The sequence below is a fragment of the bacterium genome (assembly GCA_035691305.1).
Taxonomy (GTDB): domain Bacteria; phylum Sysuimicrobiota; class Sysuimicrobiia; order Sysuimicrobiales; family Segetimicrobiaceae; genus DASSJF01.
The window spans coordinates 30840-46497 of record DASSJF010000070.1 but is presented as its reverse complement, the minus strand read 5'-3'; the positions used below and the strand labels follow the sequence as shown (position 1 = coordinate 46497).

The 15658-nt window shown below is 71.0% G+C and carries 16 protein-coding genes and 1 pseudogene; all 17 read right to left on the bottom strand.

Annotated elements, in window-relative coordinates; all coding sequences use genetic code 11:
* Positions 1-832, bottom strand: an 832-nt coding sequence (murF, locus tag VFL28_13195; protein HET7265617.1) for a UDP-N-acetylmuramoyl-tripeptide--D-alanyl-D-alanine ligase, incomplete at its 3' end; no start/stop codon positions are given.
* Positions 829-2334 carry a UDP-N-acetylmuramoyl-L-alanyl-D-glutamate--2,6-diaminopimelate ligase gene (locus VFL28_13190; protein HET7265616.1) on the bottom strand — a complete coding sequence of 502 codons (1506 nt, stop codon included), beginning with the start codon at positions 2332-2334 and terminating at the stop codon, positions 829-831. The genes murF and VFL28_13190, both read right to left, overlap by 4 nt.
* A gap of 66 nt (positions 2335-2400) precedes the next feature.
* Positions 2401-4137, bottom strand: coding sequence for a penicillin-binding transpeptidase domain-containing protein (locus VFL28_13185; protein ID HET7265615.1), 1737 nt, complete (start codon positions 4135-4137; stop codon positions 2401-2403).
* Positions 4138-4317: 180 nt separating this feature from the next.
* Entirely contained in the window at positions 4318-4776 is a 459-nt protein-coding gene (locus tag VFL28_13180) for a hypothetical protein (protein ID HET7265614.1), read from the bottom strand.
* Between the two features lie 83 nt (positions 4777-4859).
* Positions 4860-5798 (bottom strand): annotated as a pseudogene (rsmH, locus tag VFL28_13175) (16S rRNA (cytosine(1402)-N(4))-methyltransferase RsmH).
* 34 nt (positions 5799-5832) lie between these two features.
* Positions 5833-6255 (bottom strand): division/cell wall cluster transcriptional repressor MraZ, encoded by a 423-nt coding sequence (gene mraZ, locus VFL28_13170; GenBank protein HET7265613.1) that lies wholly within the window; start codon positions 6253-6255, stop codon positions 5833-5835.
* A gap of 228 nt (positions 6256-6483) precedes the next feature.
* Positions 6484-7065 carry a DUF5317 family protein gene (locus VFL28_13165; GenBank protein ID HET7265612.1) on the bottom strand — a complete coding sequence of 194 codons (582 nt, stop codon included), beginning with the start codon at positions 7063-7065 and terminating at the stop codon, positions 6484-6486.
* A gap of 5 nt (positions 7066-7070) precedes the next feature.
* The gene (locus VFL28_13160; GenBank protein ID HET7265611.1) at positions 7071-7343 is read right to left on the bottom strand and encodes a hypothetical protein; all 273 of its coding nucleotides are present in this window, start codon (positions 7341-7343) and stop codon (positions 7071-7073) included.
* A gap of 54 nt (positions 7344-7397) precedes the next feature.
* Positions 7398-8168: an aldolase/citrate lyase family protein gene (locus tag VFL28_13155; protein HET7265610.1), complete on the bottom strand. Its 771-nt coding sequence runs from the start codon at positions 8166-8168 to the stop codon at positions 7398-7400.
* Between the two features lie 16 nt (positions 8169-8184).
* Positions 8185-9177 (bottom strand): D-glycerate dehydrogenase, encoded by a 993-nt coding sequence (locus VFL28_13150; protein HET7265609.1) that lies wholly within the window; start codon positions 9175-9177, stop codon positions 8185-8187.
* Entirely contained in the window at positions 9177-10169 is a 993-nt protein-coding gene (locus VFL28_13145) for a D-glycerate dehydrogenase (protein ID HET7265608.1), read from the bottom strand. The genes VFL28_13150 and VFL28_13145 overlap by 1 nt, the downstream gene beginning before the upstream one ends.
* A gap of 102 nt (positions 10170-10271) precedes the next feature.
* Positions 10272-11096: a sugar phosphate isomerase/epimerase family protein gene (locus VFL28_13140; GenBank protein ID HET7265607.1), complete on the bottom strand. Its 825-nt coding sequence runs from the start codon at positions 11094-11096 to the stop codon at positions 10272-10274.
* Complete coding sequence (gene iolN / locus VFL28_13135) at positions 11093-12058, bottom strand: 3-dehydro-scyllo-inosose hydrolase (GenBank protein ID HET7265606.1); 966 nt, start codon at positions 12056-12058, stop codon at positions 11093-11095. Before iolN ends, VFL28_13140 begins: the two co-directional genes overlap by 4 nt.
* Positions 12059-12166: 108 nt before the next feature.
* A complete protein-coding gene (locus VFL28_13130) occupies positions 12167-12376 on the bottom strand; it encodes a hypothetical protein (GenBank protein ID HET7265605.1) in 210 nt (69 codons plus the stop codon).
* Positions 12377-12387: 11 nt separating this feature from the next.
* A complete protein-coding gene (locus VFL28_13125; GenBank protein ID HET7265604.1) occupies positions 12388-13248 on the bottom strand; it encodes an alpha/beta hydrolase in 861 nt (286 codons plus the stop codon).
* 17 nt (positions 13249-13265) lie between these two features.
* Entirely contained in the window at positions 13266-14465 is a 1200-nt protein-coding gene (locus tag VFL28_13120; protein ID HET7265603.1) for a VIT1/CCC1 transporter family protein, read from the bottom strand.
* The gene (locus tag VFL28_13115) at positions 14462-15652 is read right to left on the bottom strand and encodes an FAD/NAD(P)-binding oxidoreductase (protein ID HET7265602.1); all 1191 of its coding nucleotides are present in this window, start codon (positions 15650-15652) and stop codon (positions 14462-14464) included. The genes VFL28_13120 and VFL28_13115 overlap by 4 nt, the downstream gene beginning before the upstream one ends.
* Between the last annotated feature and the right edge of the window lie 6 nt (positions 15653-15658).

Sequence of the window (15658 nt, the reverse complement as noted above, 5' to 3'; positions counted from 1 at the left end):
CGGAGGCTTCCTCCCCGCCGGCGCGCAGCACGAACGTGCTGCCCTCGCCGGGCCGCGTCCGGATCTCGCGCGCCGCGACGTCCGCGTCACCGAACCCGAACGTCATGACGCGCGCGGGGCCCCGCCGGGCGAGGTTCATCGCCAGCGGGTCGTCGGCGTTCAGCACCGCGACGCCGTCGGCGGGCAGGCCTTCGATCAGCTCGCCCTTCGCCGCGGCGAGTTGCTCGCGGGTCTCGAAGAAATCCATGTGCGATTCGCCGATCACGGTCACGACGCCGATTCCCGGCCGCGCGATCTCGACCAGCTCGCGGATCTGTCCCGGCCCGCGCATCGCGAACTCGAGCACCACGACCGACGCGGTCTCCGGCAGGTTGGCGAGCACCAAGGGCACGCCGATCTCGGTGTTCCAGTTCTCCGGGGACCGCGCCGTCTCGAAGCGCTCCGCGAGGACGAGGGCGGTCATCTCCTTGGTCGAGGTCTTGCCGACGCTTCCCGTGATGGCCACGACGCGCAGCGGACGGCGGTCCCGCAGGCCGCGGCCGAGCCGCTGCAGACCCCGCAGCGTGTCGTCCGTGCGGATCAGCACCGCCCACTCCGGCGCCGACGCGACGTCGCCGGCCACCAGCGCCGCGGCGGCGCGGGCGCGAAACGCGTCGTCGATGAAGCGGTGGCCGTCCGTGTGCTCACCGCGCAGCGCGACAAACAGCATCTCGGGCTCGACGTCCCGGCTGTCGATCGCCGCGCCGCACACCCGCGTCGCAGGGTCGCCGCGCACGACCGTCCCGCGAGCGAGCCGCGCGGCTTCGGCCGCCGAGATCGCGATCGCGCTCACGGGGTCTTCCCGGCGAAACGCGCCCGGAGCACCTCTCGGGCGACCGCGCGGTCGTCGAAGTCGATCACCCGGTCGCCGACGATCTGGTAAGTCTCGTGTCCCTTGCCGGCGATGACGACGACGTCGCCGGGCCGCGCCATCGCGATCGCGTGCTCGATCGCCACGCGGCGGTCCGCGTGGCTCGCGTAGTTGCGCGCGTCCGGCACGCCCGCCTCGATCTCGCGCAGGATCGCGTCCGGATCTTCGCTGCGCGGATTGTCGGAAGTGAAGAACGCGTAGTCGGCGAGCGTCGTGCCGATGCGGCCCATGATCGGCCGCTTCGTGCGGTCGCGGTCGCCGCCGCAGCCGAAGACGACGATCCGCCGGCCCTGCGCGATCTCCGCGGAGAGCCGCAGGACCTGCTCGAGACTGTCCGGAGTATGCGCGTAGTCCACGATCACCGCGAACGGCTGGCCCTCGTCGACGGGCTCGAACCGGCCCGGTACGCCCGCCGTGGTCGCGAGGACCCCGCGCATCGCGTCCGCCGGCACGCCCCGGCTGAGACCGACCGCGAACGCCGCGAGCGCGTTGCTGACGTTGAAGCGCCCGGGCAGCGGCAGCGCGAGCGACATGCGCCCGTCCGGCCAGACGACGGTCATCGTGGTGCCGCGCGGGGTGAGCGTCACCCCTTCCGCGCGAATGCGCGCGGAGCCGCCGACGCCGTACGTCCACACCGGCGCGCGGCTCGCCTCGGCCATCGCGGCGGCGTACGGATCGTCGGCGTTCACGATGCCGACGCCGTCGGGGTCCACCATCGCGAACAGCCGCGCCTTCGCGTCCCGGTACGCCGCGAGGGTACCGTGCAGGTCGAGGTGGTCCTGCGTGAGGTTCGTGAACACCGCGGTGACGAACCTGCAGCCGGCGACCCGGTCGAGCTCGAGGGCGTGCGACGTCACCTCCATCGTCACGTCCTGCACACCGCGGTCCGCCATCTCGCGCAGGAGCCGCTGCAGATCGGAGGCTTCGGGCGTCGTCGGCGTCGTCGCGTGAAACTCCACGGCGGCGCCGTCCGTCTGGACTCCAAGCGTGCCGATCACGGCGCTGCGCCGGCCGACCGCGCGAAGGATCGCGTCGATGAGAAACGTCGTCGTCGTCTTGCCGTTCGTGCCGGTGATGCCGCACAGCCGCATCTCGCGTGAGGGGTGGCGGTAGAACGCGGCCGCGGCCGCCGCGAAGGCGCGCCGGGTATCCCGCGCCACGACTTGGGTGACGGCCAGATCGGTGAGGGGGTGGTCGACGAGCAGGACGGCCGCGCCGCGCCGCACGGCGTCCGCCGCGTAGCGGTGCCCGTCCTGGGCGAAGCCCCGGATCGCCGCGAACAGGTCGCCGGACCGCACGCTCCGCGAGTCGTTCGAGAGCCCGGTGAACTCCCGGCCCGGGTCCCCCACGACGGAGACGGCGGCGCCGTTCGCCGTCCCGGCATCCTGCGCGGCCAGCGCGGCCACCAGGTCTCTCACACGCATCCGGTACTCCTCCGCGCTGAGCATATCATCAAAATGCCCAAATTAGCGCCCGCGCCGCCGCGCGGGTCAACGGGATGGCGCCGGGCCCGCCCCCGCGGGTGGAGTCATCGCCGCCTGCGGCGTGTCCTCCGGCGGCACGCGCAGGTACCACAGCGCCTGGCGCGCGATCTCGTGGAAGACCGGCGCGGCGACGTCCCCGCCGAAGTAGACGCCGCGGGGCCGGTCGACGACGACCAGGATCGCCAACTTCGGTGAGGGCACCGGAACGAGGCCCACGAACGAGGCCACGTAGGCGCCCGGCTCGTAGCCGCCGCGCGGCCCGGGCCGTTGCGCGGTGCCGGTCTTGCCGGCGACCGCGTACCCGTCGACCTGGGCCTTCACGCCCGTGCCGGCGCGGACCACCTCCCGCATCATCGCGAGCACCTGTCCGGCCACGTCCGCGTCGATGACCCGGTGGCGGGTGCCGTCGCCGGGCGTGGCGATGACCCGCCCCGACGCATCGCGGACGACGGCGACCGCGTGCGGCCGCACCGCGAGCCCGTCTGTACCGAACGACGACGCCGCGACCAGCAGCTGGATCGGCGTCACGGAGATGCCCTGCCCGAAGGCGATGTTCTGAAGGGTCGGCCCGAACCACTGCGCGATCGGCCGCACGAGCCCCGCGACCTCGCCCGGCAGATCGACGCCGGTCGGCCGGCCGAACCCGAACTGCCGGATGTAGCGGTACATCGCGTCCTTGCCGAGCCGGGTCGCGACCTGCGCGGCGCCGACGTTGCTGGAGTACTTGATGATGTCGGCGAGCCCGAGCGACGCGAAGTGCTCGTTCGGCTCCGCGTCGTGAATCGTCGCGCCGTTTATGCGGATCTTGCCGGGATCGGTCCAGCGGTCGTCGAGGGTCACGGCGCGGCTGTCGAGCGCGGCCGCGGCGAGGATCAACTTGAACGTCGAGCCGGGCTCGTACACGTCGGCGACCGCGGGGCTTTTCCAGAGCGCCGGCGGCGCATTCTGGTAGCGGTTCGGATCGAACGACGGCACCGCCGCCAGCGCGAGGAGCGCGCCCGTCTCGGGATCCATCACGATCGCAAGACCGGCGCGGGCGTGCGCCTGCTGGACGGCGCGGGCGAGCTCGCGCTCCGCGATGTGCTGGATCACTTCGTCGATCGTCAGCACCAGCGTGGCGCCGTCGCGCGGCGGGGTCACGATGCGCTGCGTCTGGACGAGCTCACGGCCGATCGCGTCGCGATCGGCCACCCCCATCCCGCCGGTGCCGCGCATCAGCGGGTCGTACTGCAGTTCGAGACCGGCGAGCCCGGCGTCGTCCGTGCCGGTGAACCCGAGCACATTCGCCGCGAGCGTGCCCGCCGGGTATGCGCGCTTCGCCTCCGCGACGATTCCGACCGCGTCACCGAGATTCAGCGCGCGGAGGCGGTCCGCCACCGCCGCGGGCTGCCGCCGCGCGAGCCAGGCGAAATACGGCCCGCCGCGCGTGAGGCGGGCGCGGACCTCCTGCGGCGGGAGGCCCAGCGCGGGGCCGACCGCGCGCGCGAAGACGTCGGGATCGTCGATGGCCCTGGGCACCGCGTAGACCGAGTCGACTTCGACGTTGATCGCAAGGGGGCGGCCCGCGCGGTCGACGATCAGCCCGCGGCGGCCCGGAAGCCGCAGCGACTCGAGCTGCTGGCGCATGGCGAGACGGCCGAGCGCGCCTCCGCGCACCACCTGAAGGTCGACCATGCGCATCGCGAGGAGGGCAAACGCGACGATCCAGACGACGGCGAGCGCCGCGAGGCGCCCCCGCGGCACGCCCGGGCCGCCGTCACCCGGCGACGGCGCGGCGGCGCGGCGCGGTCGAGGAAACTGCGATCCGTCCGATGTGCGGCGGCGCCGGCGCGGCCGTGGGGAACGGCGCACGTCGCGTCGTCACCTACCCCGTGATCGGACGGAGGCGCGCGAGACGGCGCGCGCGGACCCGCCGATTACGGCTCATCGCGGCGCCGGTGCGGCCTGCGCCTCGCTGCGGTGGAAGTACGCGCCGAACCGCTGCCACAGCCCGGACCGGCGGTCGTCGGCACGGACGGCGATGCGCGGCAGCCGGATCGCGGCGATCTGGTGCGCGCCGGGGGAGCGGAGGCCGAGGCGCGTCACGGCCAATCGCTCGATGCGGTCCGGGGCCCTCAGGGAGGAGGCGGTGGCCTGGAGACGTTCGTGGTCCATCTCTAGGGCGGCGATGTCCTGCGACAGGTGTAGTATCTGGTAGCCGATGTGTGCGGCGTTGGATACGGCTGCGACGTATGCGATGAACGGGAGTACCGCGAGTGCTGCGATCGTGAGTGCCGAAACTACCGGATAACGTCTCCGCCGACGCCGGGTCGCCTCCCCCCCTTCGGCCCAAGATTCCGGCAGAAGCACCGGATAAACACGATGTTGCCGTTCGAGCGCCAACACTAGATGCCGCTCCGCCGCGGCCGCGCCACGCCGCTGTCGCCCCGGGACGGGACTAGGCGGCGGGATGCGCCGTCGTCGATTAGCCGCTCGGCCGCCCGCAGCCGCGCGCTGCGCGCGCGGGGGTTGCGGGCCACCTCGGCCGCCGACGGTGTGACCGGCTTTTTCGTCAAGATCCGCACGAGCCGCTCGCCGCCGCAGCGGCACTCCGGCAGGCCCGGCGGGCAGGTGCAGCCGCGCGCGAACCGGGCGAGCGTCGTCTTGACCACGCGGTCTTCGAGCGAGTGGAACGCGATGACGCAGAGACGTCCGCCCGGACGGAGGCGTCGCACCGCCTGCGGGAGCGCGCGCTCGAGCGAGTCGATCTCGCGGTTGGTGGCGATCCGCAGCGCCTGAAACGTGCGCGTGGCCGGATGGAGCCGTCCGCGGCCGGCCCCCACCGCCGCCTCGACCGCGCGCGCGAGATCGCGCGTCGTGCGGAGCGGACGGCGTGCCACGATCTGCCGGGCGATCTTGCGCGACGCGCGCTCTTCGCCGTACCGGTAGATGAGATCGGCGAGGTCGCGCTCGGACAGCGTGTTCACGAGGTCGGCGGCCGTCCGGGACTCTTCGCGGTCCATGCGCATGTCGAGCGGCCCGACGCGGTCGAAGCTGAAGCCGCGCTCCGCCTCCGTGAGCTGGCGCGTCGAGACCCCGACGTCTAGCAGCACCCCGTCCACCGCCGCCACGCCGAGCACGTCCAACGCCTCGTCCAGATCGCCGAAGTTCGCCTGGGCCAATGTCACGTTTTGTCCGAACGGGCGCAGCCGTTCTTCCGCGCGCGCCAGCGCTTCGCCGTCGCGGTCGAGCCCGATGAGCCGTCCGGCGGGCGCGATCTTCCGCAGTATTGCCTCGGCGTGCCCGCCCTCGCCGAGGGTCGCATCAACGATGACCGCGCCGGGCCGCGGCGCGAGGTGCGTGAGCACCTCGTCCACCAGCACCGGGACGTGCACCGTCGCGTGCGAGGATTCCGATACACCCATCCACACGGCCACCGTCGCCAGCACGACCCACCGCCTACAGCGTCAGCGCTTGGAGCTGCTGCGCCAGTTCCTCCGGCGCCTTCCGAACCTTCTGGAGCCTCCTGCGCCAGGTGGGAGTGCTCCAGAGCTCCAGGTGTCCCCCCACCCCAATGATCGTTACCGACCGCGTGATGCCGGCATGGTCGCGCAGATGGGGCGCGAGAAAGATTCGGCCCTGCCGGTCCAGTTCACAATCCTCGGCCGCGGAGAGCACGTAGCGCCGCGCTTCGTGCTGGCCGAGCGGCAGGGTCCGCAGCTTCTCTTCAAGCGACTGCCATTCCGGCGCGGAAAACGCAAAGAGGCACGGGTCGGTCCACCGGGTGACGATGATGCGGTCTCCCATGATCGCCCGAAATTTGGGCGGAATCACCACCCGCCCTTTGTCGTCCAGCGCGTACTGCGCTTCGCCCCTGAGCATCCGCCGCCGACCGCAATCGCTCCCCGCCTCGTCGCGCGTGCCGTGGGATACCCACTCCCCACCATTCCCTACAGACCCCCACGATTCTCCACATGCCCCCATACTCCTGCATCTAGACGTCTACAAACAAGAAAAAAGACCGCGCGCTCGCGCGATCGTCCCCACGATTAGATTACCGCACTGGTGTTCGGCTATGCGCTCCGCCGCGGCATATTCCGCCGCGTTTCGTTATCCGGGCCGGTCGCCGTTGCCGCGGGAAGGATCACCAGGCGACGACACTCCCGGCTGCGGCGCCTCCGCCCGAACCACCATCGCGGCTTGCAGCGTCGTCGCAATCCCGGCGGCGAGCAGGATGTCACCGGGACTAAGGACGACGCCCGCACCGCCTACGACGAGCGGCAGCGTGTCGCCGAGCGGCGCAAGAGCCGTGCCCGGGCCGGCGAGGACGTAGAACGGCCCCGTCGCCCCGCCGAGCACGAGAGACCGCGACACCACGCGCAGAACCGCCGCGGACACCGGCATCCGGCCGCCGTTCGCGGCGATCACGACAGCGTTGAGCGCGCCCCCGGTGAGCGCGAGCCAGAGCCACGGGATTTTCAAATTGACCAGAAGCGCGGCCAGCGCGAACAGATAGCCGCCGACCACGCACGCGCGCGCCGCGGCGACGGGCAGAACGGCGCCGCGCGCGGCCGCCACGGCGGCCACGCCCAGCACCAGCATAGGCAGCCATCGAGGGTTGAGGCGCGTGACGTTGACGAGGCGGCCGCCGCGAAGCCGGCCGGCCGCCAGGCCGGCCAGCACGGCAAGCACGAGGATCAGTACAAGACCTCGCGCATCCCGGTGCGGTGCCGGACGACCACGATGTCCGCGCTTTCCTGAAGCCGCCGGATCGCCGGGGTAACCGACGGCACCTGCACCGACCGGAACACAAACGACCCCCGCTGAGGCCGGGGCTCATCGAACGCGTTGCCGCAGGCAACGCAGTAGTATCCGCGCTCGGGGATGAGCGAGCCGCGCGCGTGCGCCCAACGAATCGTGACGTGGCTCACGATGTTGGGACGGCCGCACTGCGGACAGCGCATGCTCATCGACGCCCTCCGAAATCCCGTACGGTCATTATAGCCCGGCGGTGCGCCGGACTCCTACCGCGGGGCCGCCTCGCGCGCCTGATCCAAGAATGACCGGCCCGCCTGCCCCAGGAGGCGCGCAAGGTGGGTGTAGGTGTACCGGATGCCGCGACGGATGAGGCCCGGGATCACCTCGGGTGAGCCCGTGGATCCCGCCACCTTCCCGGCGGCGAGAATCGTCCGGAAGGCGCCGTCGATCGCCGCGCGCACCTCGGGCGCGTCGCTGCGGCCGGGAAATCCCATCGCCTGGGCAAGATCGGACGGCCCGATGAAGAAAACGTCGACCCCGGGCACGGCGAGAATCTCGGGCAGGTTGGCGAGCCCACGGGTATCCTCGATCTGCACGCAGACGAGCGTTTCGCGGTTGGAGGCTTCCACGTACTCCGCGGCCGGCTCCCCGAAGCCGTAGCCGGCCGGCCGCGTGCCGGCCGCAAGCCCGCGCGAACCCAGAGGGTGATATTTGACGGCGGCCACGGCCGCGCGCGCCTCGTCCGCCGTGCCGATGTGCGGCACCTGGACTCCGAGCGCGCCCGCCTCCAGCACTTGGAGAATTGCTTCCGGGCTGTTGGACGCGGGACGCGCGATCGGGGTCGTCCCGCCGGCCTGCGCAGCCATCGCCATCAACTCGACGGTCTCGCGTCCGATCGAGCCGTGCTCGCAGTCGATCAGCACCCAATCGAAGCCCAGGCGTCCGGCCATCTCGACCACCTGCGGCGACGGAATCATCACCGACAGACCGAGTGCCGGCCGCCCGGACCGCAGCATAGCCTTCATGCCGTTGGTCACCACGGCCTCCGCCCGCCTACCGGCGCTCCTGCGCCTCCGGGTTCACCGCGTTCGGCGGGATCTCGCCGCGCGCGCCGGCGAGGCAGTTCTCGACAGCCATCGTGGCCATCTTGACACGCGTCGCCATACTCGCGCTTCCGAGATGCGGCGGCAGCACGACGCTATCCAGTTTGAGCAGCGGTTCGCCCGCCGGCACGGGCTCCTGTTCGTAGACGTCGAGGCCCGCGGCCCAGATCTTGTTGTCGACCAGCGCGCGGTAGAGCGCCCGCTGGTCGACGATCGGTCCGCGCGCGATGTTGACGAGCACGGCGGTACGCTTCATCAGGCCGAGCTCGCGCTCGCCGATGAGATGCCGTGTCTCCGGCGTCAGGGCCGCGGAGATGATCACGAAGTCGGACCGCGCGAGCAGTTCGTCGAGCGGCACGTGGCGGGCGTTCACGGCGCGCTCCTGCTCCTCCGCCAAGCGGTTGCGGTTGGTGTACAGCACGGGCATTCGGAAACCGGTCGCCCGCTGCGCGATCGCGTAGCCGATCCGGCCCATGCCCACGATCCCGAGCGTCGCGCCGTGCACGTCCTGCCCGGTGAAGGCCATGAACTCCCAGGTCTTCCAGTGACCGGACCGCGTGAACTTGTCACCTTCCACGACGCGCCGCGCGGCCGCCATGAGCAGCGCCCACCCCATGTCGGCGGTCGTCTCGGTCAACACCCCGGGGGTGTTCGTGACGAAGATGCCCTTGCGCGTCGCAGCCGCCACGTCGACGTTGTCGTAGCCAACGCCGACGTGGGAGACCACCCGGCCGCGGTTCATCCGGTCGATCACTTCCGCATCCATCTTCTCCGTGACGACGAAGACGACGCCCTCGGCGTCGACGACCTCGCGGAGCAGCACGTCGCGTGGGACCGGCGCGTCGTGGCGGTGCCAGCTACGGAGCTCTATCGGCGCCTCGCGCAGCAGGCGCGTCGCCGGCTCCGGCAGCGGACGGGTCAGATAGACGCAGGGGGCGGCCATCAGCTCCGGTCGAGCGCCTCGCGGTTCACGGTGTTCGCCGGCACGTCGCCGCGCAGAGCGGCGAGACAGCTCTCGACCGCGAGCGTCACCATCTTGAGCCGGGTGGCGACGCTGGCGCTGGCGAGGTGGGGCGGCATCACCACGTTGTCGAGCTTCAAGAGCGGCTCGTCCGCCGGCACCGGCTCGACCTCGAAGACGTCGATCCCGGCCCCCCAGATCTTCCTGTCGACCAGCGCGCGATACAAGGCCCGCTGGTCGACGATCGGACCGCGGGCGATGTTGACGAGAATCGCGGTCGGCTTCATCAGCCCCAGTTCCCGCTCGCCGATCAGGTGACGGGTCTCCGGGGTCAGGGCTGCCGTGATGACGACGAAGTCCGCCTCGCGCAGCAGGTCGTCGAGCGGGACATGATGGGCGCCAAGCGCGCGCTCCTGCGACTCGGGCGCCCGGCGCACGTCGCTGTACAGTATCGGCATGTCGAACCCCATCGCCCGCCGCGCGACCGTCTGCCCGATCCGGCCCATGCCCACGATCCCCAGCGTCGCCCCGTGCACGTCCTGGCCTGTGAACCCCATGATCTCCCAGGTCTTCCACTGCCCCGACCGCGTAAACTTGTCGCCCTCCGCGACGCGCCGCGCGGCCGCCATGAGCAGTGCCCACCCCATGTCGGCGGTCGTCTCGGTCAACACCCCCGGGGTGTTCGTGACAAGAATGCCCTTGCGCGTCGCGGCCGCGACGTCGATGTTGTCGAATCCGACGGCGATCTGCGAGACGACGCGGCACCGCGTCATCCGATCGAAGACTTCCGCGTCCATCTTCTCCGTCAGGCAGCACACGATCCCGTCGGCGTCGACGACCTCGCGCAGCAGTGCGTCGCGGGGCACCGGAACGTCTTCACGGTCCCAGCTCCGCACCTCGACCTGCGCGCGACGCAGCAACTCCTGGCCCGGACCCGGCAGCAACCGGGTCACGTAGATTCGTGGCGTGGCCATTGCGTTCTCTCCTCCTCTCGAACCGGACTCAGCGCATCGCCCACGCGTCCGTCGCGGAGTGCACGATCTCCAAACGCTGTTCGCGGTTCCACGGTTCCTGCATCACGCGGACAGGGCCTGCCGCGGCACGAGAGGACGCAGCGTCGCGATCGTCCGCCGGGCGGCGTCGAGCACGCCGGGCGTCGGCAGGATCTCGGCCGACAGAAAACCCGGGTACCCCATCTCGCCTAACGTCCGAACGACGGGCTCGAAATCCAGATGCCCCCACCCCGGGGCGCGCCGGTTGCTGTCGGCGACGTGGACGTGGAAGAGACGCGCGCCGGCGCGGCGGAGGGCCGCGGGCACATCGCTCTCTTCGATATTCATGTGGAACGTGTCCGGCAGCACACCGACGTTGTCCTCGCCGAGACGGCCGATGAGGTCCAGCACCTCGTCCACCGTGTTCAGCCAGTTCGTCTCGTAGCGGTTGATCGGCTCGATGACCATCCGCACGTCCGCCGTCCGCGCCGCCCGGGCGACCGTTCCGAGCCCCGTCAGGAGGCGCTCTTCCGCGACGGGGCGGTCCGTCGCCGGCGGGACCGGCCCGTGGATCAACCCGACGATCAGCAGCGCGCCGAGCCGCCGCGCCACTGAAATCTGCGCGAGAAGGCGCGCCACCGCCCGCGCCCGCACCTGTTCGTCCGGCGCGGTCAGGCTCAGACCTTCCTCCACGTACGCCTGCCCGGTCCCGATCGCCGGCACCGCGACCCCCGACCGCTCCGCCGCGGCCGCCAGCCCTTCCAGGTCCATCCGGCCCGGGTCGCGCACGGCCATCTCGACGCCGTCGAATCCGAGCCCGGCGAGCGCGGGGATCGTTTCCTGAATATCGGCCGCGGCGACCGCGGCGAACCGGGTCGGCGAGACCGAGATCGTGTACGCCAGCCTCACGGCGGATAGCCGAGGCTGTAGATGCTCTTGCCGCCGTTGCGGGGACCGCGGAGCACCGCGTCGAGTTCGTGGGGATCCCGCTCGGTCATCATCTCGATCGGCGGAAGCTTGCCCGGCGGGAATGTGCGGTGCACGTCGGTGACGAGCCGCTCCAGGTAGTCGAGCAGCTGCTCCACGCCCGCGTACGCCTTCTCGGCGCGCGCGATGCTGCTCCGGCCGACGACGCCCTCGATATACGCCTTGACTTCGATCGGCCCGGCGCCGACCTGACTGTACCAGTTGATCGGCCGATTGAGGAGGTTGCCGGCCTTGTCGACGTGGTCGCCGGGCAGGAAGCCCTGCACCGTATTGTCCGGCGCGTACTTCATGTCGATCAGCTCGGGGAAGAGCGCGAGCGACCACGAGGTCTCGACTTCGTCCGCGTGAATAAACGGCGTCTCGTACTGTCCGCCTTCCGCGGTCAGCTTGAAATGGTCGCGGATCGGATGGTACCAGTTCACGAGAAGCAGCAGGCTCGGCACCCGGTACTTCTTCGCGAACTGGTGCATCGCCGTCGGGATGACGTACTCCTGACCGTGCCCGTTCAACAGGATCTGCTTGCGGAACCCCATGTTCCAGAACCCGGCGATCATCGCCCGCACGTAGCCGGCGAAGGTCTCCTCGGGGATGACGACCGTACCCGGCATCCCGAGGTGATGGTACGGGTGCGAACCGTACCACACCGGCTGTGCGACGGTGCAGCCCGTGCGCGCCGCCACCTCCTCCGCCATCCGGCAGACCAGAAAGACGTCCTCGCCGAGCGGCGCGTGCGCGCCGTGCGTCTCCGTCGCGCCGAGCGGAACGATCAGGACGTCGTTCTTTTTCAGCCGTTCGTCGACCTCATGGCCGGTCATGTTCTGGAGATAGATCCCGGTGCGCTTGTCCATGTGCCCGCCCTTCGGCGGGATCGTCCACTTCGCCACTGTCGACCCCCGAATGGAAGATTTCACCGCGCCGCGAGACTTCGGGACGAGCGCAGCGTTCCCTGGAAACCGGCGCGCCGAGGGAGCCGCCGCGTCACGTCCGTGCGTCTATCCGCACCCGTAGCCGAGCGCGAGCACGCCGAGGAACGCGAAGCTCGCCAAGAACAGGATCGACGCGGTGGCGATGAGCCGCGCCGTCACGCGGCCGCCCCACGGATGCCGCAGCCGAATCAGCAGAAAGACCACGACGAATAGGATCAGCTCAAAGAAGAACGTGCCGGAGACGAGGGCGATGCACAGTCCGGCTCCCGGTGACATCGCGCCGCCCCCTACCCCGAGGCGCCGGCCGGCGGGGTCCGCGCGTCCGCGGGGAGACGCGCCGCCAGCAGCGCCGTCATCGTCTCGGGATTGTCGGCGTTGAGCCAGTGGCCGCCCGCGACCCGCTCGACCACGACGCGGCCGCCGGCGCGTCCGATCGCCTCGAGCCGCGACACCGACGCCTCCGGGATGACGCTCGAGCCCACGGCCTTCACCACCACCAGCCGCGCATCCGCCGGCACGGCTTCGACGACGGGCCAAAGGTCCGCGCGGAAGAAATCGCGCAGCAGCATCTCGAGCGCCGGGAAATCGAGCCGCCAGCGATACCCGTCTTGCGTGCGCTCGAGATTCGCCGTCATCCACTCCGCGGTCCGCCGGTCGAACCCAGAGCGCTCGATCGCCGCGGTGCATTCCTCGCGGGTGCGGAACACGGGCGGCAGCGCACTGACCGCGCGCAGCATCGCCCATGCGCTTCCCGCCGGCGCCCCCGCCGACGGGTCGGCGTCGACCACCCAGACCTGGCGGAGCGGCGTCTGCGCGCGCGCCGCGCGGGCGAGGTATGCGAGCGCGGCCTTGCCGCCGAAGGAATGCCCCAGCACCGCGCGCACCGGCAGGTCCAGCGCCGAGGCGAGGGCCTCCACGTCGCCCGCGCAGGCGTCCAGCGTGTGCGGCGGCGCGAACCCCTGCGACGCGCCGTGCAGCCGCAGATCGACGAGCACGGCGCCCCACTCCGGCCGCGCGTCGACGAGACCGCGCGCAACGGTCCGCCAGTTCCGGCCCGCGCCGAAGAATCCGTGCAGAACCGCGAGCAGCGACGCGGGACGCGTGCGCGGCGCCGTCACGAGCGTGTACGCGAGCAGACGCCCGCTCACCGTGGTACGAATCGGGGCTAGGTTGCGACTTTGAAAATCACGCCCAGCACGTAGGTCGCGCCGCCGACGATCAACCCCGCCGCCGTCATCTCGAGGCCCGAGGACCACCAGCTGCGCAGCGTAAAGAGCGACTTGGCCGCCCCGACGAGGAAGTGCGCGACAAGCGAAATCAGCGCGGCCCACAGCACGGCCGAGGTGCCCTGGAGCCAGAAAAACGGCAGCACCGGGATGAACGCGCCGAGCCCCGTGCTCAGCCCCGCGGCGATCCCGGCCTGCACCGGGTTGCCGTCTTCGCCGGCGCCGCCGAGTTCTTCGGTCACCATCGTGCGCAGCATCGACTCCGGCGTCCCACCGATCCGCGCGGCGAGCTCGCCGGCTTCTTTTTCCGGAAGCCCCTTCAGCTGGTAGAAAAGCGAGAGCTCCTCGCGCTCCTCTTCGGGATTCTCCTCGATCTCGCGCCGCTCGCCGGCGATGTTGGCCGCGGCGACCTCTGAAGCCGACCGTTCGGCGAGGAACGCGCCGACGGCCATCGAGATCGCCGACGCGACCGCGCCGGCCAGGCCGGCCGTGAGCACGAGGCTCGAGCCGCCGGTCGCGCCGGACACGCCGGCGACGATCCCGAACACCGCGCCGAGCCCGTCGTTCGCCCCGTACACCGCGCCCGAGATCCAGCTGGAGCCCGACTGATGCCAGCGCTCGCGGCCGAGGATCCGCCTGAGACGCCCTTCCGGCGTCTCCGACCCGGCCGCGGCGCCCGAGCGCATTTCATCGTCGGCGAGCGAGTGCGAGCGTTCGTCCTTGCGGATCTCTTGGAAGAGCCGATCGGTCGTCGCGTCGCCCGTGGGACGGCCGTAGGTGTCCGCGACCTCGTCGTTCTCGAGCGATTCGCGCCAGGCGAGCACTTTCTCGGTCGGCGCGAGCGCGATCTGAAGGCGCGTCCACAACGGCAGGCGAACCGACGCGGGATCGGGCACGGCGGCGCCGAGTTCAGTCAGCCGCGCTTCCAGGCGCGCGCGGTGCCCGCGCTCCGCATCGGCCATTCGTCGCAGAATCTTCGCGCGGTTCGGATCTCGTTCGCGCGCGGCCAGCAGCTCATAGGCCATGCGGGCCTGGATCTCACCGCGCCACGCGGTGAGGAGGCGGTCGACGACCACGTCGCGCCCGACCGCCGACCGGGCGGCGCTCGACTGCGTGCCGCCCGGCGGGGCACCGCTCATGCGGTCTCCGGCAGCCGGCCCTTGAGATCGGCCGGCCGGAACGGACCGCGTTCGGCGATCAGGCGCCGCGCCGCGTCGACCTGGTTCCAGGTGTTCCACAGGAGCACTCCACGAACCCGGCCGTCCCCCAGGTAGTACACGACGCCTTCCTGGTGCGGCTTCTTCCAGTCGACCACCGTCTCGAAGCGAGAATCGAGATCCCCCACCGCCTCGTATCCGAGGTCGAACAGGTCGGAATAGAAGAACGGCAGATGATGGTACGGCTCCGCTTCGCCGGCCATGTTTCGCCCCGCCGCCTTGCCCATCGTGTTCGCGTTGTCTTCGTGCTCGACGCGGATGCGCCGGCCGAGCGCCGGGTTGTAGAAGAGCGCGACATCGCCCGCGGCGTACACGTCCGGGTGGCCGGCCCGGAGCATCTCGTCCACGGCCACGCCATCGGTGGTCTCCAGCCCGGCCGACCGCGCCAACCCGATGTTCGGCTCGATACCGAGCCCGGCGACGACGCCGTCGACGGTCACGTCCATCCCGCCCAGCGTGCGCACGCGGGTCTTGTCTCCCGCCGCTTCGATCGCCGCGACGCGCTGTCCCGGCTGCAGGTCGACGCCTTTGTCCCGGTAGTAGCCGTTCAGGAATTGCGACAGCTCCCGCGGATAGACGCGCCCTCCGATGCCCTCGCCGGGAAAGAGCAGGGTGACGCGCTTGTTGTTCATCGCGAGCGCGGCCGCGATCTCCGACCCGATGAACCCGGCCCCGATGACGGCAAACCGCTCCCCCCGCTCGGTGAGCGCGCGGAGCCGCGTATAGTCGTCGAGCGTCCGGTAGTAGAGGACGCGATCACCGTCAGGGGCGTCGAGCCGCCGGGGCGTGCCGCCGGTCGCGAACAGGAGCTTGTCCCACTCGTAAACCGTTCCCTGATCGTCCGCCGCCTGCTTCCGGCGCAGGTCGAGACCGGTGATCGTCCGGCCGAGTTTCAGGTCCGCGCCGGCCCTGTTGGTCTTGCGCCAGACGCTGTCGAGCGGGCGTCCCTTCCAGAGCGCTTTGGTGAGCGGCGGGCGATCGTAGGGGGGGTGCGGCTCGGATCCGACGATCGCGATGGAGCCCGACGGATCGATCTGCCGTATGCCGTCGATCGCCGCGTCCGCGGTCATCCCGCCGCCGACGATCAGGTACTTGTATCGCACACGCACCGCCTC

Coding starts and splice junctions, on each gene's coding strand:
- VFL28_13190 (HET7265616.1), bottom strand. CDS start 2,334: ATGCGTGTGAGAGACCTGGTGGCCGCGCTGGCCGCGCAGGATGCCGGG.
- mraZ (HET7265613.1), bottom strand. CDS start 6,255: ATGCTCAGGGGCGAAGCGCAGTACGCGCTGGACGACAAAGGGCGGGTG.
- VFL28_13160 (HET7265611.1), bottom strand. CDS start 7,343: ATGAGCATGCGCTGTCCGCAGTGCGGCCGTCCCAACATCGTGAGCCAC.
- VFL28_13150 (HET7265609.1), bottom strand. CDS start 9,177: ATGGCCGCCCCCTGCGTCTATCTGACCCGTCCGCTGCCGGAGCCGGCG.
- VFL28_13145 (HET7265608.1), bottom strand. CDS start 10,169: ATGGCCACGCCACGAATCTACGTGACCCGGTTGCTGCCGGGTCCGGGC.
- VFL28_13130 (HET7265605.1), bottom strand. CDS start 12,376: ATGTCACCGGGAGCCGGACTGTGCATCGCCCTCGTCTCCGGCACGTTC.
- VFL28_13120 (HET7265603.1), bottom strand. CDS start 14,465: ATGAGCGGTGCCCCGCCGGGCGGCACGCAGTCGAGCGCCGCCCGGTCG.